Origin of the sequence: Microbacterium sp. (assembly GCF_035687345.1) — a bacterium.
Lineage (GTDB): Bacteria > Actinomycetota > Actinomycetes > Actinomycetales > Microbacteriaceae > Microbacterium.
The window spans coordinates 23,576-43,350 of record NZ_DASRXZ010000025.1 but is presented as its reverse complement, the minus strand read 5'-3'; the positions used below and the strand labels follow the sequence as shown (position 1 = coordinate 43,350).

23 protein-coding genes are annotated in these 19,775 nt (G+C 71.8%); 12 read left to right on the top strand and 11 right to left on the bottom strand.

Annotated features, from left to right (window positions below; all coding sequences use genetic code 11):
- Nucleotides 1-43 precede the first annotated feature (43 nt).
- The 5 genes from VFF97_RS02805 to VFF97_RS02785 are packed head-to-tail and all read left to right on the top strand — an operon-like array spanning nt 44 to nt 5,007.
- Nucleotides 44-2,548, top strand: a complete 2,505-nt coding sequence (locus VFF97_RS02805) for an FdhF/YdeP family oxidoreductase (RefSeq protein WP_325031974.1) — start codon at nt 44-46, stop codon at nt 2,546-2,548.
- A 28-nt stretch (nt 2,549-2,576) separates the two neighbouring features.
- Complete coding sequence (locus VFF97_RS02800; protein WP_325031973.1) at nt 2,577-3,074, top strand: MogA/MoaB family molybdenum cofactor biosynthesis protein; 498 nt, start codon at nt 2,577-2,579, stop codon at nt 3,072-3,074.
- Nucleotides 3,071-3,508, top strand: coding sequence for a molybdenum cofactor biosynthesis protein MoaE (locus VFF97_RS02795; protein WP_325031972.1), 438 nt, complete (start codon nt 3,071-3,073; stop codon nt 3,506-3,508). The genes VFF97_RS02800 and VFF97_RS02795 overlap by 4 nt, the downstream gene beginning before the upstream one ends.
- 34 nt (nt 3,509-3,542) lie before the next feature.
- Nucleotides 3,543-4,394, top strand: coding sequence for an endonuclease/exonuclease/phosphatase family protein (locus VFF97_RS02790; RefSeq protein ID WP_325031971.1), 852 nt, complete (start codon nt 3,543-3,545; stop codon nt 4,392-4,394).
- Between the two features lie 4 nt (nt 4,395-4,398).
- The gene (locus tag VFF97_RS02785; RefSeq protein WP_325031970.1) at nt 4,399-5,007 is read left to right on the top strand and encodes a hypothetical protein; all 609 of its coding nucleotides are present in this window, start codon (nt 4,399-4,401) and stop codon (nt 5,005-5,007) included.
- Nucleotides 5,008-5,014: 7 nt separating this feature from the next.
- Here VFF97_RS02785 and VFF97_RS02780 read toward each other — a convergent pair whose 3' ends face one another.
- From VFF97_RS02780 to VFF97_RS02755, 6 genes are read right to left on the bottom strand one after another with little or no spacing between them, the layout of a single operon-like run.
- Complete coding sequence (locus VFF97_RS02780; protein ID WP_325031969.1) at nt 5,015-5,248, bottom strand: MoaD/ThiS family protein; 234 nt, start codon at nt 5,246-5,248, stop codon at nt 5,015-5,017.
- Nucleotides 5,248-5,532 carry a DUF6457 domain-containing protein gene (locus VFF97_RS02775; protein ID WP_325031968.1) on the bottom strand — a complete coding sequence of 95 codons (285 nt, stop codon included), beginning with the start codon at nt 5,530-5,532 and terminating at the stop codon, nt 5,248-5,250. The genes VFF97_RS02780 and VFF97_RS02775 overlap by 1 nt, the downstream gene beginning before the upstream one ends.
- The gene (gene mobA / locus VFF97_RS02770; RefSeq protein WP_325031967.1) at nt 5,529-6,179 is read right to left on the bottom strand and encodes a molybdenum cofactor guanylyltransferase; all 651 of its coding nucleotides are present in this window, start codon (nt 6,177-6,179) and stop codon (nt 5,529-5,531) included. Before mobA ends, VFF97_RS02775 begins: the two co-directional genes overlap by 4 nt.
- Nucleotides 6,176-6,664: a cyclic pyranopterin monophosphate synthase MoaC gene (gene moaC / locus VFF97_RS02765; protein WP_325031966.1), complete on the bottom strand. Its 489-nt coding sequence runs from the start codon at nt 6,662-6,664 to the stop codon at nt 6,176-6,178. The genes mobA and moaC overlap by 4 nt, the downstream gene beginning before the upstream one ends.
- The gene (glp, locus tag VFF97_RS02760; protein WP_325031965.1) at nt 6,661-7,905 is read right to left on the bottom strand and encodes a gephyrin-like molybdotransferase Glp; all 1,245 of its coding nucleotides are present in this window, start codon (nt 7,903-7,905) and stop codon (nt 6,661-6,663) included. The genes moaC and glp overlap by 4 nt, the downstream gene beginning before the upstream one ends.
- On the bottom strand, nt 7,902-8,996 hold the full coding sequence (locus VFF97_RS02755; RefSeq protein WP_325031964.1) for a ThiF family adenylyltransferase: 1,095 nt from the start codon (nt 8,994-8,996) through the stop codon (nt 7,902-7,904). The genes glp and VFF97_RS02755 overlap by 4 nt, the downstream gene beginning before the upstream one ends.
- Nucleotides 8,997-9,106: 110 nt before the next feature.
- Here VFF97_RS02755 and VFF97_RS02750 point away from each other — a divergent pair, with 110 nt between their 5' ends.
- From VFF97_RS02750 to VFF97_RS02735, 4 genes are read left to right on the top strand one after another with little or no spacing between them, the layout of a single operon-like run.
- Nucleotides 9,107-9,499, top strand: coding sequence for a TOBE domain-containing protein (locus VFF97_RS02750; protein ID WP_325031963.1), 393 nt, complete (start codon nt 9,107-9,109; stop codon nt 9,497-9,499).
- 1 nt (nt 9,500) lies between these two features.
- A complete protein-coding gene (gene modA, locus VFF97_RS02745) occupies nt 9,501-10,289 on the top strand; it encodes a molybdate ABC transporter substrate-binding protein (protein WP_325031962.1) in 789 nt (262 codons plus the stop codon).
- Nucleotides 10,286-11,122 (top strand): ABC transporter permease, encoded by an 837-nt coding sequence (locus VFF97_RS02740; RefSeq protein ID WP_325031961.1) that lies wholly within the window; start codon nt 10,286-10,288, stop codon nt 11,120-11,122. Before modA ends, VFF97_RS02740 begins: the two co-directional genes overlap by 4 nt.
- Nucleotides 11,119-12,240, top strand: coding sequence for a sulfate/molybdate ABC transporter ATP-binding protein (locus VFF97_RS02735; protein WP_325031960.1), 1,122 nt, complete (start codon nt 11,119-11,121; stop codon nt 12,238-12,240). Before VFF97_RS02740 ends, VFF97_RS02735 begins: the two co-directional genes overlap by 4 nt.
- Before the next feature lie 40 nt (nt 12,241-12,280).
- Here the strand turns inward: VFF97_RS02735 and VFF97_RS02730 are convergent, their stop codons facing one another.
- On the bottom strand, nt 12,281-13,075 hold the full coding sequence (locus VFF97_RS02730; RefSeq protein ID WP_325031959.1) for an IclR family transcriptional regulator: 795 nt from the start codon (nt 13,073-13,075) through the stop codon (nt 12,281-12,283).
- Nucleotides 13,076-13,304: 229 nt separating this feature from the next.
- Between VFF97_RS02730 and VFF97_RS02725 the strand changes: the two genes are divergently transcribed.
- Nucleotides 13,305-13,547, top strand: coding sequence for a hypothetical protein (locus VFF97_RS02725; protein WP_325031958.1), 243 nt, complete (start codon nt 13,305-13,307; stop codon nt 13,545-13,547).
- A gap of 91 nt (nt 13,548-13,638) precedes the next feature.
- Here the strand turns inward: VFF97_RS02725 and VFF97_RS02720 are convergent, their stop codons facing one another.
- Genes VFF97_RS02720 through VFF97_RS02705 form a run of 4 tightly spaced genes read right to left on the bottom strand, consistent with a single transcriptional unit; the run spans nt 13,639 to nt 16,866 of the window.
- Nucleotides 13,639-14,559: an SDR family NAD(P)-dependent oxidoreductase gene (locus tag VFF97_RS02720; RefSeq protein WP_325031957.1), complete on the bottom strand. Its 921-nt coding sequence runs from the start codon at nt 14,557-14,559 to the stop codon at nt 13,639-13,641.
- Nucleotide 14,560: 1 nt separating this feature from the next.
- Nucleotides 14,561-15,463, bottom strand: coding sequence for an amidohydrolase family protein (locus VFF97_RS02715; RefSeq protein WP_325031956.1), 903 nt, complete (start codon nt 15,461-15,463; stop codon nt 14,561-14,563).
- Nucleotides 15,460-16,128: a 3-oxoacid CoA-transferase subunit B gene (locus VFF97_RS02710; protein ID WP_325031955.1), complete on the bottom strand. Its 669-nt coding sequence runs from the start codon at nt 16,126-16,128 to the stop codon at nt 15,460-15,462. Before VFF97_RS02710 ends, VFF97_RS02715 begins: the two co-directional genes overlap by 4 nt.
- A gap of 12 nt (nt 16,129-16,140) precedes the next feature.
- Nucleotides 16,141-16,866: a 3-oxoacid CoA-transferase subunit A gene (locus VFF97_RS02705; RefSeq protein ID WP_325031954.1), complete on the bottom strand. Its 726-nt coding sequence runs from the start codon at nt 16,864-16,866 to the stop codon at nt 16,141-16,143.
- 281 nt (nt 16,867-17,147) lie between these two features.
- On the opposite strand from VFF97_RS02705, the gene VFF97_RS02700 reads away from it, so the two are divergent.
- Together VFF97_RS02700 and VFF97_RS02695 are read left to right on the top strand one after the other, a co-directional pair.
- Nucleotides 17,148-18,257, top strand: a complete 1,110-nt coding sequence (locus tag VFF97_RS02700) for an NDMA-dependent alcohol dehydrogenase (protein ID WP_325031953.1) — start codon at nt 17,148-17,150, stop codon at nt 18,255-18,257.
- A gap of 20 nt (nt 18,258-18,277) precedes the next feature.
- The gene (locus VFF97_RS02695; RefSeq protein ID WP_325031952.1) at nt 18,278-19,771 is read left to right on the top strand and encodes an aldehyde dehydrogenase family protein; all 1,494 of its coding nucleotides are present in this window, start codon (nt 18,278-18,280) and stop codon (nt 19,769-19,771) included.
- Nucleotides 19,772-19,775: the final 4 nt, after the last annotated feature.

Here is a 19,775-nt window from a genome sequence, read left to right as displayed (position 1 = left end):
TATCGGGCTGCGCGGGCGCGGCCCCGAGCAAGCGAGGAAGCTCATGGCTAAGCAGGCCCCTACGGCTGACATCGACGAGTCGAAAGTCCACGTCACCGGGCGGAAGAAGGTCGCGGTCGGCGTTCCCGCCGTGCTGCACGCGCTGCAGATCTCGTACGACCAGATGGGTGTGAAGCGCAGCGTCGAGACGCTCCTGCGCGTGAATCAGAAGGACGGGTTCGACTGCCCGGGCTGCGCGTGGCCCGAAGAGGACAAGCGGCACATCGCGGAGTTCTGCGAGAACGGCGCGAAGGCGGTCGCCGAAGAGGCGACGCTGCGCCGCATCGGTCCGGAGTTCTTCGCCGAGCACTCGCTCGCCGAGCTCGCCGAGCACGACGACTGGTGGCTCGGCCAGCAGGGGCGGCTGACGCGTCCGATGATCCTCGACGAGGGTGCGACGCACTACCGGCCCATCTCGTGGGACGACGCGCTTCGCGAGATCGCCGACGCCCTCCGCGGCCTCGACGACCCCGACCAGGCGATCTTCTACACGTCCGGCCGCACGTCGAACGAGGCGGCCTTCCTGTACCAGCTGCTCGTGCGCGGCCTCGGCACCAACAACCTGCCGGACTGCTCGAACATGTGCCACGAGTCTTCGGGCTCGGCCCTCACCGAGACGCTCGGCATCGGCAAGGGTACGGTCACGATCGAAGACATCCACGAGGCGGACCTGCTCATCATCGCGGGGCAGAACCCCGGCACGAACCACCCGCGCATGCTGAGCGCGCTCGAGAAGGCGAAGAAGCGCGGAGCGACGATCATCGCCGTGAACCCGCTGCCCGAGGCGGGGCTCGTGCGCTTCGAGAACCCGCAGACCGTCAAGGGCGTGATCCTGGGCGGCACGAAGATCGCCGACCAGTTCGTGCAGATCCGCCTCGGCGGGGACCAGGCGCTCTTCCAGGCGATCGGCAAGCACCTGCTCGAGATGGAGGACGCGGTCGGAGGCGTGCTCGACCACGACTTCATCCGCGACCACACGAGCGGGTTCGAGGAGTACCGGAAGGCGATGGCGGATGCCTCGTGGCACGACCTCGTCGCCGCGACGGGCGTGCCCGAGAAGACGCTGCGCCGCGTGGCCGAGACCGTGCGCACCTCTCCCTCGACGATCGTGTGCTGGGCGATGGGCCTCACGCAGCACAAGCACTCCGTGCCGACGCTGCGCGACATCGTCAACGTGCTGCTGCTCCAGGGCAACATCGGCCGCCCGGGTGCCGGCGTGTGCCCCGTGCGCGGCCACTCGAACGTGCAGGGCGACCGCACGATGGGCATCTACGAGAAGCCGTCGGAGGCGTTCCTGTCGGCGCTCGACGCCGAGTTCGGGTTCCGCGCTCCGCGCGAGCACGGGTACGACACCGTCGAGGCCATCCGCGCGATGCGCGACGGCAAGGCACGCGTGTTCATGGCGATGGGCGGAAACTTCGTGTCGGCGACGCCCGACACCGCCGTCACCGAGGCGGCGCTGCGAAACCTCGACCTGACGGTGCAGGTCTCCACGAAGCTCAACCGCTCGCACGTCGTGACGGGCAAGCGCGCGATCATCCTGCCGACGCTGGGTCGCACCGACCGCGACCTGCGCGGCGGTCGCGAGCAGAAGGTCACCGTCGAGGACTCGATGGGCGCCGTGCACGCGTCACGCGGTCGGCTCGTGCCTCCGTCAGAGGACCTCCTGAGCGAGGTCGCGATCATCGCGCGCCTGTGCGCGCTGCTGTTCGGCGACGGAAAGGCACCCGCGAACGGCACGCGCGCGGCCGAGGCCGACATCGAGGCGGGTCACCGCGCCGAGTCGGAGCGCTCGCCGCAGGAGGAGCTCGTGCACGCGGTGGCCTACGGCTCGCGCGCCCCCGAGCTCGATTCCGCCGTCACGCGCGCGGGCGACGGATCGACGGGTCCTTCCACGGGCCGGCCGTCGACGGCGAACGGTGTGCCGAAGGCGGACTGGACGGCGCTCGAGAACGACTACTCGCTCATCCGCACGCACATCGCGAGCGTCGTGCCCGGCTTCGTCGACTACGAGGCGAAGATCGACAAGGGCCGCACGCTCATGCTCCCGAACGGGCCCCGCGACGCGCGCACCTTCGCGACGTCCGACGGCAAGGCGCACTTCACCGTCAACACGCTCGAGTACCCGTTCATCCCGCACGGGCGCCTCATCCTGCAGACCCTGCGCTCGCACGACCAGTACAACACCACGATCTACGGCAAGGACGACCGCTACCGCGGCATCCACGGCGGTCGCCGAGTCGTGATGGTCAACCCCAAGGACATCCGCAAGCTGGGGTTCGAGGAGAACGAGATCGTCGACCTCGTGTCGGAGTGGACGGGTCCGGACGGGCGCGTCCAGGAGCGCCGCGCCGAGGAGTTCCGCATCGTGGCGTACTCGACGCCGCGGGGCAACGCGGCGGCGTACTACCCCGAGACGAACGTGCTCGTGCCGCTCGACTCGGTGGCAGAGGTGAGCGGCACGCCGACCTCGAAGTCGGTCGTCATCCGCCTCGAGCACCGCGGCTGAGCGCGCTCCGGCGCGTAGGGTGAGGGAGATGATTCCCGCAGCCGTCGTCACGGTGTCCACCCGAGCATCCTCGGCCGTGCGCGCCGACACCGCCGGACCCGCGATCGTGGCCGAGCTCATTCGCGGCGGGTTCTCGTGCGACGAGCCCGTGGTGATCGCCGACGGCGCCGAGAACGTCGAGCGCGCGCTGTGGGCGGAGCTCGCCGGCGGCGCGCGGCTCATCGTCACGACCGGCGGCACGGGCGTGAGCCCGACCGACGAGACCCCCGAGGGCACCGCGCGTGTCATCACGCGGGAGCTGCCGGGCATCGCCGAGGAGCTGCGCCGCGTCGGGGTCACCGAGACGCCCGGCGCGATGCTGTCGCGGGGCCTCGCGGGCGTCGTCGACCCCATCGCGGGCATCACGACCGGCGCGCTGATCGTGAACCTTCCGGGGTCGCCGAAGGCCGTGGCATCCGGCATGCGCGTCATCCTCTCGGTCGCGCAGCACGTCATCGACCAGCTCGTGGGCGAGGACCACTCGTGACCCGCGCGGACGCCGTGCGGGTCGCCGCGATCAGCCCTGACAGCCTCGACCTCGACGCCCACCTCGCCGCGGTCGACGACCCGACGGCGGGGGCCGTCACGACGTTCGTCGGGCGCGTGCGCGACCACGATCCGGATGCCTCGACCGCCGTCGTCGCGCTCGAGTACTCCGCGCACCCGGATGCCGCGCCGACGCTTCGGCGCATCGCCGAGGAGGCGATCGGCGAGACCGACGCGATCGTCGCCGTCAGCCACCGCGTCGGACGACTCGAGGTGGGCGACGCGGCCGTCGTCATCGCCGTGGCGTCGCCGCACCGCGCCGAGGCGTTCGAGGTGTGCCGCTCGATCATCGAGACGATCAAGACCGACCTGCCGGTCTGGAAGCGCCAGGTGGAGGCCGACGGCACGGCGACCTGGCTCGGCCTCGGAGGTTAGCGCCCGGCAAGGCCGCACCCGTACTCTTGGGGGTGTGACGGATGCCGCGTCGATCGGCCCGGCGACACCGCCGGATCTGCACGTCATGACGTTCAACATCCGCCGTCGCGTGTCGCGCATGCTCCACTTCCGCCGAGACTGGTGGCGGTCGCGGCGACCCCTCGTGCGGGCGATCCTCGAGGCCGAGCAGCCCACGATCCTCGGGGTGCAGGAGGCCCACGCCGACCAGGCGTCGTTCGTGGCGTCGGTGCTCGGGCCGGACTACGACCGGATCGGCCGGGGCCGCAACCGCCGCGGCGACGGCGAGCAGTGCACGGTCTTCTACGACACGCGCCGCCTGCGCCTCGACGACTGGTCGCAGCGTGCGCTGTCCGACACCCCGCTCAAGCCCGGGTCTCACACGTGGGGCAACATGATCCCGCGCATCGCGGTGTCGGCGGACTTCACGGACGCCGCGACCGACGCGCGCTTCACGGTGGTCAACACGCACCTCGACCACCTGTCGCGCGCGTCGCGGATCCGGTCGGCCGAGATGCTCAACGAGCTCGCCGCCGATGCGGGACGCCCGGTCATCGTCATGGGAGACCTGAATGCACGGCCACGCTCGTCTCCGATCCGGATCCTCACGAGCGGGCCGCTGAAGGATGCGTGGAAGCTCGCCGAGCGGCGCCTCACACCGATGTGGGACACGTACTCCGCCTACCGACCGCCTCGTGCGACGGGCAAACGCCTCGACTGGATCTTCGTGACCGCCGGCATCGAGGTGCGGGCGATCGGCGTGCACGCCGTCCGCTTCGACGGGGCAGCCGCGTCCGACCACGAGCCGGTGCAGGCGCTCGTGCGGGTGCAACCCCCGTCGGAGTCCGCGCGCCCCGGCCTATCCTGAGGCGATGATCCGCACGTTCCTGCGCCCGCCGAGCGGCCCGGCGGACTGGGTGGCCGACGCCATCCGGGTGCTCGGCGTGATGAGCGTCCTGGTCGCGCTCATCTGGTGGACGCCCGTCGACGCGGCGACCTTCGCGCTCGTGCTGCTGGGACTCGTGCTTCCGCGCTTCCTCGGCGTCCGCCCCGCGCTCGACGTCGCGTTCGGGGTGACGCTCCTCGTCGCGGGCTGGAGCGCCGTGCTCGACATCTACGTCGAGGTGCGGTGGTGGGATCTGCCCGTGCACTTCGCCCTCACGGGCCTCGTCGCGCTCATCGTGTACATCCTGCTCGTCCGCGTGGGCGGGCTCGCCGACCCGGCGACGGAACACGTGCCGGTGTGGGTGGCGACGATCCTCACGGTGTCGTTCGGATCGGTCGGGGCCGTGCTGTGGGAGGTGGCGGAGTGGTTCGGCCACACCTTCATCGACGAGACGATCTACGTCGGGTACTCCGACTCGATCGGCGATCTCGCGGTCGGGCTCGCCGGCGCGGTCGTCGCGGGGCTGACGGCGCGGTATTGGGTCGGGGCGAGCCGCTATGTCGGCGCTCGGACGCGCGCGAACGCGAGGGTGTGAACCGGGCTCAGCCTCCCGCGAATGGAGGCAGCACATCGACGAGCACATCATCGCCGAGCGCGGTGTCGTCGTCGACGCGCGCGCCGTCGACGAGCACGGCGCAGCGGGGGAGGATCCCACCGAGGCCCGGATACTCGGTCGCGACGGCGGCGCGCAGGTCTCCGAGCGTCGCCTCGGTGCGGTGCTCGCGCTCGAGGCCCACGGCCTCCTGCGCGGCGGCGAAGTAGCGGACGACTGCCATTACGCGTGACTCTCCGATACCTGCCACTGTTCGGCGAGGTCGACGACGGCCTCGATCGTCTCGCGCACGGATCCCGGGTCGCCGCCGGCACGTCCGGCGACGAGTCCCGCCACGAACGCGCTCAGTGGGGCGGCAGGGCGCGCGACTTCGTTGGCGACGTCGCGGGCGAGGTCGAGCACGAGTGAGATCGGCACGTCCTCCGGCGCGAGCCCGAAGCGGTCGCGCAATGCGGCGGCCCACGCGTCGAGGGCCTCCGGGGGCAGGGTGCGGGGGTTCTCGCTCATCGCGCCTCCTCAGTGCGGTGCGTGTCGAAAGCGTCCTGGCCCGCGGCGGCGCGGGCCCTCTTCAGATCCTCCCACGTGTCCACGTCGTCGGTCTCGTCCGCGGGTGCGCGGACGACGGCGATCGCCAGATCGGCCACGAGTGCGCGAACGGGCGCGTCGCGGCCGTGGTCGTCGAGCGCGGCCGCCGCGCGGAGGAGGGCCTCGGTGCGATAGAGGCCCGCGAGCCACTGCGGGCGGCCCGAGGCATCCGCGAGGCACACCCCCTCGCTGTCGCTCGGCAGCAGGAGCACGTCCTGCGCGAGGCGGGCCACGGCGGCGCCGTTCCCGGGCACATCGCACGCGAGCAGAAAGGTCCACTCCGGCACGACGTCGCTCGCCCGCCATGCGTCCAGCACGGTGACGGCGCCCGCGACCGGCCCGCCGAACGGCGGATCCTCGCGCACGAAGTCGACTCCGTCGAGGTCGATGCCGACGTCGGATGCCGCGGCCTCCGGCCCCGCGATCGTGATCGGTCGCGCCCCTATCCTCCGCACCGCCTCGACGGCGGCGCCCAAGAGCGTGCGTCCGCCCACGTCGAAGAGGGGCTTCGCCGCTCCGCCGACGCGCGACGCGCGGCCGCCCGCGAGGAGGATCGCGCCGTGGCTCACGGGACGGTGGGCTCCTCGCCGGGGCGCAGCCAGTCGCCGCTCTTGCCCCCGGTCTTCGCGACGATGCGCACGTTCTCGATCGACGTCGCCTTGTCGAGCCCCTTCACCATGTCGACGATCGCGAGCGCGGCGACCGACACCGCCGTGAGCGCCTCCATCTCGACGCCGGTGCGGTCGGCGGTGCGGACGGTCGCCTCGACCTCGACGCCCTCGTCGACGATCGCGAGGTCTACGGCGGCGCCGTGCACGCCGATGACGTGCGCGAGCGGGAGCAGCTCGGGGGTGCGCTTCGCGGCCTGGATGCCCGCGATGCGGGCGACGGCGAGCACGTCGCCCTTCGGGACCGTCCCATCGCGCAACGCCGCGACGACCTCGGGCGAGCACCGCACGAACCCGCGTGCGGTCGCCGAGCGCACGGTGGGCTGTTTGAGGGTGACGTCGACCATGCGCGCGCGGCCGGACTCGTCGAGGTGCGTGAAGCTCATGACACCAGCATGACATCGACCGTGTCGCCGACCTCGACGGCGTCGGCCTCGGCGGGCACGACCGCGTACGCCTCCGCGCGTGCGAGTCCGCCCGCGAGGTGCGACCCGGATCCGCCCGCCGTCGCGGGACGCACGGTCCAGTGCGCGGGATCGGACCGGTCGATCGCCGCCGGAAGGTACTGGCGCCGCGCGGGGGGCGTGCGCCACGCGGTCGCGGCGGGCAGGCGCAGCGTCGGGCGGTGCAGCTCGGTGCGTCGCTGCATCGCGAGCAGGGCCGGACGCACGAACACCTCGAACGAGACCGCTGCGCTCACCGGATTGCCCGGCAGGCCGAACAGCAGGACGCCGTCTTCGGTGGCGCCGAACCCCTGCGGCTTGCCCGGCTGCATCGCGATCTTCGCGAACTCCATGGCTCCCGCGAGCGTGTTCTTGACCACCTCGTAGGCGCCCGCGCTGACACCGCCCGAGAACACGACGGCGTCGGCACCGAGAGCCGATGCCTCGGCCACCGCGCGAGCGGGGCCGTCACCCTCGTCGTCGACCGTGAGTCGCAGCACGACCTCGGCACCCGCGCCCTCGGCGAGTCCCGCCAGGAGCTGGCTGTTCGACTCGGGGATCTGCCCGCGCTCGAGAGCACGGCCGGGGGTCACGAGCTCGGATCCGGTCGACACGACCGCGACGCGAGGGCGGCGTGAGACGACGACGTCGTCGACCCCCGCGGCCGCGGCTGCCGCGAGCTGCAGCGCACCGAGCTCGACGCCCGCGGGCAGCAGCTCGCCTCCGACGGTGATGTCCTCTCCGCGGCGGCGGATGTGCGCACCGAGCCCGCGCGGCGCCGCGAGCACCGTGATCTCGCCGAGCGAGTCGGCGAGGCCGCCGGCCGTGGACTCGAACGGCACGATCGCGTCGGCGGCGGTCGGCACGGCGGAGCCCGTCATGATGCGCACCGCCTCGCCGGGGCCGATCGGCGGGTCCAGCGGAGACCCCGCGGGAAGGTCGCCGACGACCGTGAGGCGGACGGGCGCCGCATCCGTCGCGTCTTTCACGTCGTCGAACCGCACCGCGAAGCCGTCCATCGCGGAGTTGTCGAAGACGGGGATGTCGACTGCCGCGCGCAGCGGCTCAACGAGGGTGCGCCCGAGGGCCGCGGCCACGGGAACGCGTGTGCCGTCGAGGGGGCGCACGCGCTCGAGCACGATCGCGAGCTGCTCCTCGACCGTGCGGAGGCGGTCTGCGCTCACGCGGTGCTCCGCTCGAGGGAGGTCCACGCGTCCATGCCGCCCGAGAGGACGGATGCCTCGACCCCCGCTTCGCGCAGGGCCTGCGCCGCGCGCCGCGCGCGCACGCCCGCCTGGCACACCACGATGACGGGTGGCGCTCCGCGCAGCGATGCGGGGTCTTCGAGGAGCTCGCCGAGGGGGATGAGGCGTGCACCGGGGATCGTGCCGAGCGCGGTCTCGTGCGGCTCGCGCACGTCGACGACGAGGGTGCCCGCGGGGATCGCGTCGACATGGGGGATCGGCGCCGGCGTCGCGGGGGTCGCGGACGGGGTGGTCGCCCTGGCGGTCGCGGCGCGGATCGCCACCTCGCTCTGCCGGCCGCGCAGCCCGTCGATCACGAGCATGCGGCCGAGGAGGGGCTCTCCGACGCCGGTGATGAGCTTGACCGCCTCGATCGCGAGGAGCGACCCGACCTGCATGCACAGCGCCCCGAGCACTCCCACCATCGCGCACGTCGGGAGCTCGCCCACGCTTCCGGGCGGGTAGACGTCCGACAGACGCACGGGAGCCGCGCCGGCGGGCGGCTGCGACCAGAAGACGGTCACCTGCGCGTCGAAGCCCTGCACCGTGCCCCACACGAGCGGGATGCCGAGCTCTTCGGTCGTGGCGGCGACCGCCTCGCGCGTCTCGAACGTGTCGGTGCCGTCGATCACGAGGTCGGCGCCGCGCAGCAGTTCGGCGCCGTTCTCACGCGTGAGCCGTTCGCGCACGGGTACGACGACCGTCTCGGGCGAGAGGTCGGCGGCCGCACGCACGGCGCTGTCGACCTTGGGCCTCCCGACGTCGGACAGGCGGTGGACGACCTGCCGCTGGAGGTTCGTGAGCTCGACATCGTCGTCGTCGATGACGGTGAGCGTGCCGACGCCGGCCGCCGCGAGCGCGAGCACGACGGGCGATCCGAGGCCGCCCGCGCCCATGATCGCGACGTGCGCCGCGCGCAGGCGCCGCTGCCCGAGCTCGCCGAGCGGGATGAGGCTGCGGTGCCGCGCCGTGCGGATGCGCTCGGCGTCGCTGAGCGCGTCGACGGGCTCGACCAGCGGGGGCAGGCTCATGGGATCAAGGCTAGTCGCGCGAACCAGGGATGGGAGCGAGGTGGGACGGATGCCGCAACTGCGGCGCATCCGTGATGTTTTCGCCGCACATGCGGTGATATCGTCGCCGTGTGACGAGCTTCAAGATCTCCGAGGCGGCGCGCCTGCTGGGGGTCAGCGACGACACCGTGCGCCGCTGGGTCGACCAGGGCATGCTGCCCGTGACCGAGGCGAGCCCGGCCGAGATCCCCGGCGAGGCTCTCGCCGAGCGGGCGATCGAGCTGGCCTCGGCACCGCGCGATCCCACCGACGTGCTCTCGAGCGCGCGCAACCGCTTCGTCGGCATCGTCACCCGCGTGCAGGTGGACGGGGTCATGGCGCAGGTCGACATCCAGGCGGGGCCGCACCGCGTCGTGTCGCTGTTGTCGGCCGAGGCCGTGCATGAACTCGGCCTCGAGGTGGGGTCGCTCGCGGTGGCATCCGTCAAGGCGACGCACGTCGTCGTCGAGACTCCGAAGGACTGACGTGCGCGCGCGTCGCGGTCTCGTGATCGCGGGGGTGGCGGCATCCGTCATCGCCGTCCTCTCGGGCTGTGTGGACGCGTCTGCCGATCCGGGTGCCGCGGAGACGGCCGGGGCGCCGGCGGGAGAGCTGACGGTGTTCGCGGCGGCGTCGCTGCAAGGGGCGTTCGACGAGCTGGCCGCGGCGTTCGAGTCCGTCCACCCCGATGTCGACGTGCGACCGATCGTCTACGACGGGTCGAGCACCCTCGTCGCGCAGCTCGCCGAAGGGGCGACCGCGGACGTCTTCGCGTCGGCCGACGAGAGCACGATGGCGAAGGGGGTGGATGAGGGGCTCGTGGCGGATGCGCAGGTGTTCGCGACGAACACGCTCGTCGTCGCCGTCCCTGCGGGAAACCCCGGCGACGTCGAGGAACTCGCCGACCTCGCCGACGAGCACGTGACGGTCGTGCTGTGCGCGGTCGAGGCGCCGTGCGGCGCCGCGTCGCAGCGGCTTCTCGGCAACGCGGGTGTCTCGGTGAGGCCCGCGAGCTTCGAGCAGAACGTGACGGCGGTGCTCACGAAGGTCGCCGCGGGCGAAGCGGATGCCGGACTCGTGTACGCGACCGACGTCAAGAATGACTCCGACGTCGAGAGCTTCGTGCCCGAGGGTGCCGCCGACGTCGTGAACCGGTATCCGATCGCGGCACTCGACCGTGCGACGAACCCCGCCGCCGCGGCGGCGTTCGTCGCGTTCGTGCGTGGCCCCGAGGGGCAGGCGGTGCTCGCGAAGCACGGATTCGGAGCGCCGTGACGACCGTGAACCGCGCAGCGGCGCACCGACCGGCCGAGGCGGGCGGGTTCGTCCCGCCGATCCTCTCCGTGCCGGCGATCGTCGGCCTCGCGCTGCTCGTCGTGCCGCTCGGGGCGCTCGTGGTGCGGGTCGACTGGACGACGCTGTGGACCGACATCACGTCGCCCGAGGCCGTGAGCGCTCTGACGCTCTCGCTCGTGACGGGGCTCATCGCGACCGCCGTGTGCGTCGTGCTCGGCGTGCCGATGGCACTCGCGATCGCGCGCAGCGGTCCGCGGGCATCCGCCGTGCTGCGGGCGATCGTCACCGTGCCCCTCGTGCTGCCGCCGATGGTCGGCGGCGTCGCGCTCCTCTTCCTGTTCGGCCGCACGGGGCCGGTCGGTGCGGCGCTCGACGCGTGGTGGGGCATCCGGATCCCGTTCACGACCGCCGCCGTCGTGCTCGCGCAGGTGTTCGTCGCGCTGCCGTTCCTCGTGCTCGCACTCGAGGGAGCGATCCGCACCTCGGGCCTCGAGTACGAGCGCACGGCCGCGACGCTCGGCGCCCGCCGCTGGACGATCCTGTGGCGCGTGACACTGCCGCTCGCCGCACCGGGGCTCGTGGCCGGAGTCATCCTGTGCTTCGCGCGCGCGATCGGCGAGTTCGGCGCAACGGCGCTCTTCGCGGGCAACGCGCCGGGGGTCACGCAGACGATGCCCCTCGCGATCTACACCGCCTTCAACGGCTCGGGCGTCGGCCGCGGACCCGCGGTCGCCCTCGCGCTCCTGCTTCTCGTGACGGCGATCGCGGTACTGCTGCTCGTGCGCGCGTGGCGGCCGGGAGCCCAGCGATGACCTCGCCGGCGACGACCGAGGCGGATGCCGCGACCGGCGGCACCCTCGACGCGCACGTCGTCGTGCAGCGCCGCGACGGATTCCGTCTCGACGTCGCCGTCGTGGCGTCGGCGGGCGAGGTGGTCGCGGTCATGGGCCCGAGCGGCGCAGGCAAGTCCACCCTCGTGTCGGCGATCGCGGGACTCGCGCGGCTCGACTCCGGGTTCGTGCGCATCGACGGGCGCGAGGTCGCATCGGCGCGCCGGCACGCGCCCGCCGCGCAGCGCGGGGCGGTGCTGCTCGGGCAGGACGCACGACTGTTCCCGCACCTCACCGCGCGAGACAACGTCGCCTTCGGGCTGCGCGCTCGCGGGGTCGCGCGGTCGAACGCGGCACGGGAGGCCGATGCGTGGCTCGAGCGCGTCGGGCTCGGCGGGTGGGGCGGTCGCCGCCCGTCCGAGCTGTCCGGCGGTCAGCAGCAGCGCGTCGCCCTCGCGCGGGCGCTCGCGACGCATCCGCGCCTTCTTCTGCTCGACGAGCCGCTCACCGCGCTCGACGCCGAGACGGCGGGAGACATCCGCGGACTCCTGCACGAGCAGCTCGCCGCCGTGCGCGCGACGGCGCTCGTGGTCACGCACGACGCCGTCGACGCCGCCGCGCTCGCTCGCCGGCTGCTCGTCGTCGAGGACGGCAGGGTGGTGCAGGAAGGTCCGGTGCAGCGCGTGCTCGCCGCACCGGCGACGCGCTTCGCGGCGGCCGTGTCCGGGCTCAACCGCATCGTGGGCGTCGCGCGCGACGGCTCGTGGAGGTCGACGGACGGCGCGCTCGAGCTGCGAGCCGCCGACGAGCACTCGCGGGTCGGGGCATCCGTCGACGGCGTCGCGCTCGCGGCGCTCGTGCGGCCGTCGTCTGTGCACCTCGAGGCGGATCGCGGCACGGAGACGGTACCGGGGGAGTGGACCGCGCACGTCGTGCGGCTCGAGCCGACCCCCGCCGGGGTGCGCGTGCATACGGGCGATCCGGGCGTCGCCGTCGACATTCCCGCCGACACGGTCGCCGCGCTCGGGCTCGAGACGGGTGCCCGCGTGCGGCTGCGCGTCGACCCCGCCGACGTGCGGTTCGTGCGCGTGACCGCGTGACGGCGTGACCGCGTGACCGCGTCCGCCAGGAGCGGGTGCGTCAGGCGGCGGCGGGTGGGCGGCCCGACGCCGACGGCGCACCGAGGCCGCGCGAGATCGCGCGCGCCGTCGCCGAGAGTGCAGGCAGGGCCGCGTGCGCATTCGCCGCACCCGGATGCACCGTCACACCGATCGCCGCGATGATGCGGTCGCGCGGCCCGCGCACAGGCACCGCGACGGCGAGCGCGTCGGTCGTGATCGAGTCCTCCACGATCGCGACGCCCGTACGACGCACGTCGGCGAGCACGCGCCGCAGCTCGTCGGGGTTCGTGATGGTGCGCGGCGTGTACGCCTGCAGCTTCGTCGCGAGCACCTCCTCGCGGAACTCCGGCGTCGCGTGCGCGAGCAGCACGAGGCCCGTCCCGGTCGCGTGCAGCGGCCACCGGCCGCCGAGCCGGCTGAGGACCGGTGCCCCGCCGCGGGCCCGCAGCGACTCGACGTACACGACGTCGTGGCCGTCGCGCACGGCGAGGTGCACGTTCGCGTTCGTGGCCGCCTGCAGGTCGCCGAGGAAGGGCAGCGCGATCTCGCGCAGGCGCAGGCCCTGCGGCTCAAGCGACCCGAGCTCGAGGATGCGCATGCCGATCGCGTAACGTCCGTCGCTGGAGCGCTCCAGTGCGCCCCACTCGCGGAGCTCGCCGACCAGGCGATGGGTGGTGCTCAGGCTGAGGCCCGCGCGTCGGCTGATCTCGCTCAGAGTCAGGACGAGGTGCTCCTGGTCGAACACCTCCAGGATCGCGAGCACACGTTGGGCTGCTGTCATGGTCTCGGCGCGCGCCGAGCGGATCTGGCTCATGGTCATCGTCGACCGACCTCCCGGGGGAAGAAGTGTGCTACCACCCAAGCCGAATTGCAGGAGACCGTACAACGGTCTTCCGCCTGCCGGAAGACATTTCGCCCGACGGAGGCTGCAGGCAGCGATTTCGCACGGAAACGTCTTCCGCAGGATGGGAGCCGGCCTTTCCGCGGGTGTCACGCCCACCTAACGTCGAGATCACACAGGCATTCGCGAGAAGGTGCATCCCATGCCGATCGACCAGGCTCAACTCGACGACTTCCGCCGCTCGCTCGAAGCGGACGACTACCACCTCGACATCGCGCTCGAGGGCGATGCTGCGACCGCACGGATCGTGGCGGGTCCGGATGCCTGCGCCGAATGCCTCGTGCCGAAGGACCTCATGCGCAACATGCTCGCCCCGATGCTCGGCGTCGACGCCGAGCGCATCGAGCTGACGTACCCGGTCGAGGTGCACACCGCGGGGGAGTGACCAGCACGGGCGCGCCTCGGTGAAACCGTCGGGCCGGATCAAGGAGAACCCGTCGGCAACGGACCTCGACGGCCGGTCGAGCCCGGCGTTTTCACCTGTGCGACAGGGATGAAGGCCGCCTCGGCGCCGGCAGTCGGTTCTCGGGCGCATAGACGGGCGATGCCGTGAGGAACGGGATCGCCGCGGCCCGCACCTCGTCGATCGGCTCGTCGGGGAACGCGTCCTCGATCGTGCGGTGCCGGTCGACGACGCCTGCCTTGAACTCCGGGTGCGTGAGGATGAACAGGTCCCCGCGGCGCACGCCCTGCAGCACGCGCTCACCGGCTTCCTCCGCGGACATGTACGGCTGGGTCTTCGACCACTCCGCGAACCCGTCGGGCGGCGGCGTGTAGCCGGACTCCCCGTACCGCTCGGGGCGGTTCTTCACGGCGGTCGCGATGTTGCTGTGCACGGGTCCGGGGCAGTACGCCGAGACCCCGATGCCCTCGGGCTTCAACTCGATGTGCAGCGCCTCCGACAGCCCGATCACGGCGGCCTTCGTCATGGAGTACAACCCCGCGACGATCGGCATGAGCCCCGCCATCGACGACGTGTTGACGATGTGTCCGCCCTCGCCGTGCGCGCGGATGCGCGGCAGGAACGCCTGGATGCCGTTGCCGACGCCCCGGATGTTGACGTCGATGACCCAGTCCCAGTCGCTCGGCGTGGCCTCCGCAACCCGCCCCGTGAGCCCGATGCCCGCATTGTTGACGAGCACGTCGATGCGACCGAATCGCCCTTCGACGTCGGCCGCGGCATCCGTCATCGCCTGAAGGTCCGTGACGTCGACCTGCAGCCGCGTCACCTCGAGACCCCGTGCCGCGAACTCCGACACCGTCTCGTCGAGGTGGTCCCGGCGTCTTCCCGTCACCACGACCCGCATGCCGGCGCGCGCGAACGCGAGCGCGATTCCGCGACCGATGCCGCTCGAACCGCCCGTGACGACGGCGACCTTGCCTTCGACGTTCTCCATGTCAGCCTTCCTCGGCGTTCGCGCCGTTGCGCAGCCCGAACAGCCGCGCCGCGTTCTCCTTCAGGATGAGCGGCCGAACCTCGGGCTTGATCTCGAGGCGATCGAAGTCCGACATCCACCGCTCGGGGGTGATGACGGGGAAGTCCGAGCCGAACAACACCTTCTCGCGCAGCAGCGTGTTGGCGTACTGCACGAGCTGAGGCGGGAAGTACTTCGGCGACCACCCCGACAGGTCGATGTGCACGCGCGGCTTGTGCGTCGCGACCGACAGCGCCTCGTCCTGCCAGGGGAACGACGGATGCGCCATCACGATGTCCATGTCGGGGAAGTCGGCCGCGACATCGTCGAGGTGGAGCGGGTTCGCATACTTGACGCGGATGCCGCCACCCCCGCGCTGCCCCGCGCCGACGCCCGTCTGGCCGGTGTGGAACAGCGCGACGAGCCCGTGCTCCTGGATGAGCTCGAACAGCGGATAGGCGGAGCGGTCGTTCGGGTAGAACGCCTGCACGCTCGGGTGGAACTTGAACCCGCGCACGCCGTAGTCCTCGATGAGGCGCCGCGCGAGCCGCACGCCCGCGGCGCCGCGAGCGGGGTCGACGCTCGCGAACGGGATGAGCACGTCGGAGTTCGCGGCCGCGAGCTCCGCGACCTCCTCGTTCGCCGGCTCGGGGTCGTCCCCGCTCTGCGACACGCTGTCGACCGTGAAGACGACCGCCGCCATGGAGCGCTCGCGGTAGTAGTCGGCGAGTTCGGGCACGGTGTAGGTCGGCATCGTGCCGATCTTGAAGTACTCGCCCATCGCCTCGTTGCCGGAGTGCTCGTCAACCGGCTGCGCGGTCGAGCGGTGCACGTGGGTGTGCACGTCGATCGCAATGACCCCGTCGACGTCGATCGTGCCGCTCACCGCGCAAGATCCTCGACGTAGGCGGCCTCGGTGCGCTCGCGCACGTACTCGGGCGTGACGCCCGGTGCGAGCTCCTTGAGCACGAGCCGTCCGTCCTCGAAGTGGAAGGTCGCGAGGTCGGTGTAGACGCGCGTGACGACCCGGTGGCCCGTGAGAGGGAAGGTGCACTCGCGCACGAGCTTCGGGCGACCCGAGCGGTCGACGTGCTCCATGCACACCCACACGCGCGGCACACCCGCGACGAGGTCCATCGCACCGCCGACGGCGGGATTGCGGCCGGGAACGTACCAGTTCGCGAGGTCGCCGGTCTCGGACACCTGCAATGCGCCGAGGATCGTGGCGTCGAGGTGGCCGCCTCGGATGATCGCGAACGACGTCGCGGAGTCGACGATCGCCGCGCCCGTGATGAGGCTCGCGGGCTGCTTGCCGGCATCCGTCAGATCCGGGTCCTCGTTGCCCGCGCCCGGATGCGGACCGAGGCCCAGCACGCCGTTCTCGGACTGCAGGAAGACCGTCACCCCCTCGGGGATGAAGCGCGGGATCGCCAGCGGGATGCCGACCCCGAGGTTCACGGTGTAGCCGTCTTCGAGGTCTTCGGCGACGGCGCGCGCGATCTCGTCGCGCGTCCGGCCGACGACCTGGGTGCTGGTGTCGGTGTACGTCATGGGAACCCCCTGTCAGTGGGCCGGCACGGGAGCCGCGGTCATGCCGATGTGGTCGACGAACACGCCGGGCAGGTGGATGTCGTCGGGGCCGATGTCGCCCGTCTCGACGAGCTGCTCGACCTCGGCGAACGTCACGCGCCCGCACATTCCCGCGAGCGGGTTGAAGTTGCGGGCCGAGAGGTGGAAGCGCAGGTTTCCGCTGCGGTCGCCGAGCTGCGCCTTCACGAGACCGAAGTCGGCGTTGATGCCGTACTCGAGCACGTAGTCGCGGCCGTTGAACTGGCGCGTCTCCTTCGCGGGCACGAACGACGCGGGCTGACCCTCGCCGTCGTACGTGAGGGGGAACGTGCCGTCCGAGAGCATCGTCCCCGCGCTCGACGGCGTGTAGAACGCCGCGACGCCCGCACCGCCCGCGCGCATGCGCTCGGCGAGCGTGCCCTGCGGGATGAGCTCGAGTTCGATGCGCCCGGCGAAGTAGTCGTCGTAGAACTCCTGGAGGATCGGGAACGACGCCGTGATGCGACGCACGCGCCCCTCGCGCACGAGCCGCCCGACTCCTGTGAAGTCGTCCCCGACGTTGTTCACGTAGAGGTGCAGGTCCCGCTTGTCGAGGTCGCTCAGCGCGTTCAGCAGTGCGTCTGGCCGGCCGGAGCTGCCGAATCCGCCGACGGCGATCGTGGCGCCCGACCAGACGACGTCCAGAGCCTCGGCGAGGTCGTCGCGGAACTTGTCGATCACGTTCTGTCCTCCGTGCGGGGTGTGTGGGTGCCGGGCCTGGCCGTCCAGGCTGGACGCCAGTCAACCTGTCGGACCCGAGCCGGCGAACCCGCGTTTCCGTGTCGCAGAAGCCCTGTGCACCCCCTCTCCCGCCCACCGGATGACACGCCGTGCCCCGCGCCGAATTGTCTTCCGCGCCCCGGAAGCGACCTGGCCGGATCGCGCGGATCGGCCCACGGTGGTAATGCCGATCCGCCCCGAGCGGCGGCCCTGAGTCGACATCGAAGTCTGGAAGGGGCCACATGAGCCTGATCACACGCGCCGCCGTCTGTCGCGAGCCCGGACAGCCCTGGGAGATCACCGAGCTCGAGCTCGATGACCCGCGCGCCAACGAGGTGCGGGTCAAGATCTACGCTGCGGGCATGTGCCACTCCGACGACCACATCCAGAAGGGCGACGCCCCGATGCGGATGCCGGTGGTCGGCGGCCACGAGGGCTGCGGCATCGTCGACGCGGTCGGCGAGGGGGTGACGCGCGTCAAGGTCGGCGACCGCGTGGTGTTCTCCTTCATCCCCGCGTGCGGCAAGTGCCGCTACTGCTCCACGGGGCGGCAGAACCTGTGCGATGCGGGCAAGAATGCGGCCACGGGCGAGTTCCCCGACGGCACGTTCCGCTTCCACCAGGACGGCGTCGACTTCGGCGGCCTGTGCGTGCTCGGCACGTTCTCGCAGTACGCCGTCGTGTCGGAGTACTCGGTGGTGCCGGTGCCTGACGACCTGCCGTTCGAGGTCGGGGCGGTGATCGGATGCGGCGTTCCCACGGGCTGGGGATCGGCGGTGCACCTCGCCGGTGTGAAGGCCGGCGACACGGTCGTGATCTACGGGTCGGGCGGGGTCGGCAGCAACGCCGTGCAGGGCGCGGCGATGGCGGGCGCGGAGCGCGTGGTCGTCGTCGACCCGGTCGAGTTCAAGCGCGAGAAGGCGAAGGAGTTCGGCGCGACGCACACGTTCGCGACGGCGGAGGAGGCGCACGAGTTCGTCGTGAGCTCGACGTGGGGCGAGCTCGCCGACCACGCGATCATCACCGTCGGCATCCTCCACGACAAGGTCATCCACGACGCGATCAACGTCGTCGGCAAGACCGGTCAGGTCACGATCACCGCCGTCGGCAACGGCTGGATCGACGAGAACCCCGGGTTGCTCATCGGCTTCCAGCGCCGCATCCAGGGCGGCATCTACGGCGGATGCAGCCCGCTCGTCGACATCCCGCGACTGGTGAGCCTCTACAAGAGCGGGAAGCTCAAGGTCGAGGAGCTCATCACGCGGCGCTACCGACTCGAGGACGTCAACCAGGGCTATCAGGACATGCTCGACGGCAAGAACATCCGCGGCGTCATCACGCTCGAACACTGACAACACCAGAGGGACACGACATGACCATCACGACCGAGTCCGCGACGGGATCGACCAGCGACCTCATCGTCGACGGCGTTCAGCTCATCGGGGGCGAGTGGGTGGCATCCGCCACCGGCCGCACCATCGACGTCATCAACCCCGCCAACCGCGAGGTCATCGCGCGCGTGCCGCGCAGCGACGAGGCCGACGTCGACCTCGCGATCCGCGCGGCGGAGAAGGCCTTCCCGGCGTGGCGCGACCTCGACGCGTCGAGCCGAGCGCGCCTCATCTTCCGCTGGGCCGACCTCGTCGAGGAGCGCGCCGCCGACCTCGACAGCCTCGAGTCGCAGGAGGTCGGTCGTCCGAGCTGGGGACCGCCTCCGATGGCGAGCCAGCTGCGCTTCATCGCGGGGCAGGCCGACAAGGTGCAGGGCGTCTCGCTGCCGACGCGCTCGCCCGAGTCGCTCGGCTTCACACTGCGCGAGCCGTACGGCGTCGTCGGGGGAGTCATCCCGTGGAACGCGCCGGGCCCGATGTTCGCGACCGAGGTCGGCGCCGCGATCGCGGCGGGCAACACGATGGTGATAAAGCCCGCCGAGGACGCGCCGCTCACGCCCCTCGCACTCGCGAAGCTCGCGCTCGAGGCGGGCATCCCCGCCGGGGTCATCAACGTCGTGACCGGGTACGGCCACGAAGCAGGGGCCGCGATCCCCGCGGATCCCCGCATCCGCCGCATGGGGTTCACCGGCTCGCCGCAGACGGGGCGGCTCATCATGGAAGCCTGCGCGCGCAACCTCACGCCGCTGCACCTGGAGCTCGGCGGCAAGTCGCCGCAGGTCGTCTTCCCCGACGCCGACCTCGACGCGGCCGCGCCCTCGATGGCGATGGGCATCACGCTCAACACCGGGCAGATCTGCGCCGCCGGCTCGCGTGTCATCGTGCACCGCAGCATCCACGACGAGGTCGTCGAGCGCCTCGCGAACCACATGCAGAAGGTCACCGTCGGCCCGTGGCACCAGCCGGTCGCGATGGGCCCGCTCATCAACGAGAAGCAGCACCAGCGCGTGCTCGGCTACATCGATCTCGGCAAGCAGCAGGGCGCCGAGCTCGTCACGGGCGGCGGTGTGCCGAAGGGATCCGAGTTCGAGTCGGGCTTCTTCGTCGAGCCGACGCTCTTCGACAAGGTCTCGCCCGACATGCGCATCGCGCAGGAGGAGATCTTCGGGCCGGTCCTGTCGGTGCTCACGTTCGACGATGAAGCCGAGGCGATCGAGATCGCGAACGGCGTCGACTACGGGCTCGTGGCGTCGGTGTGGACGCGCGACGTCGGCACGGCCGTGCGCATGACCCGTGCGCTGCAGGCGGGCCAGGTCGGCGTCAACACGCCGCTGGGCGCGGGCACCGTCATCGGCGGACCGTTCGGCGGCTACAAGAACAGCGGCTTCGGCCGGACCATGGGCGCGGACTCGGTCCTGGAGTGGACCCAGGTCAAGACCGTGTCCCTCCAGAGTGCTCCCCTCCCGCGGCGCTGAAAGG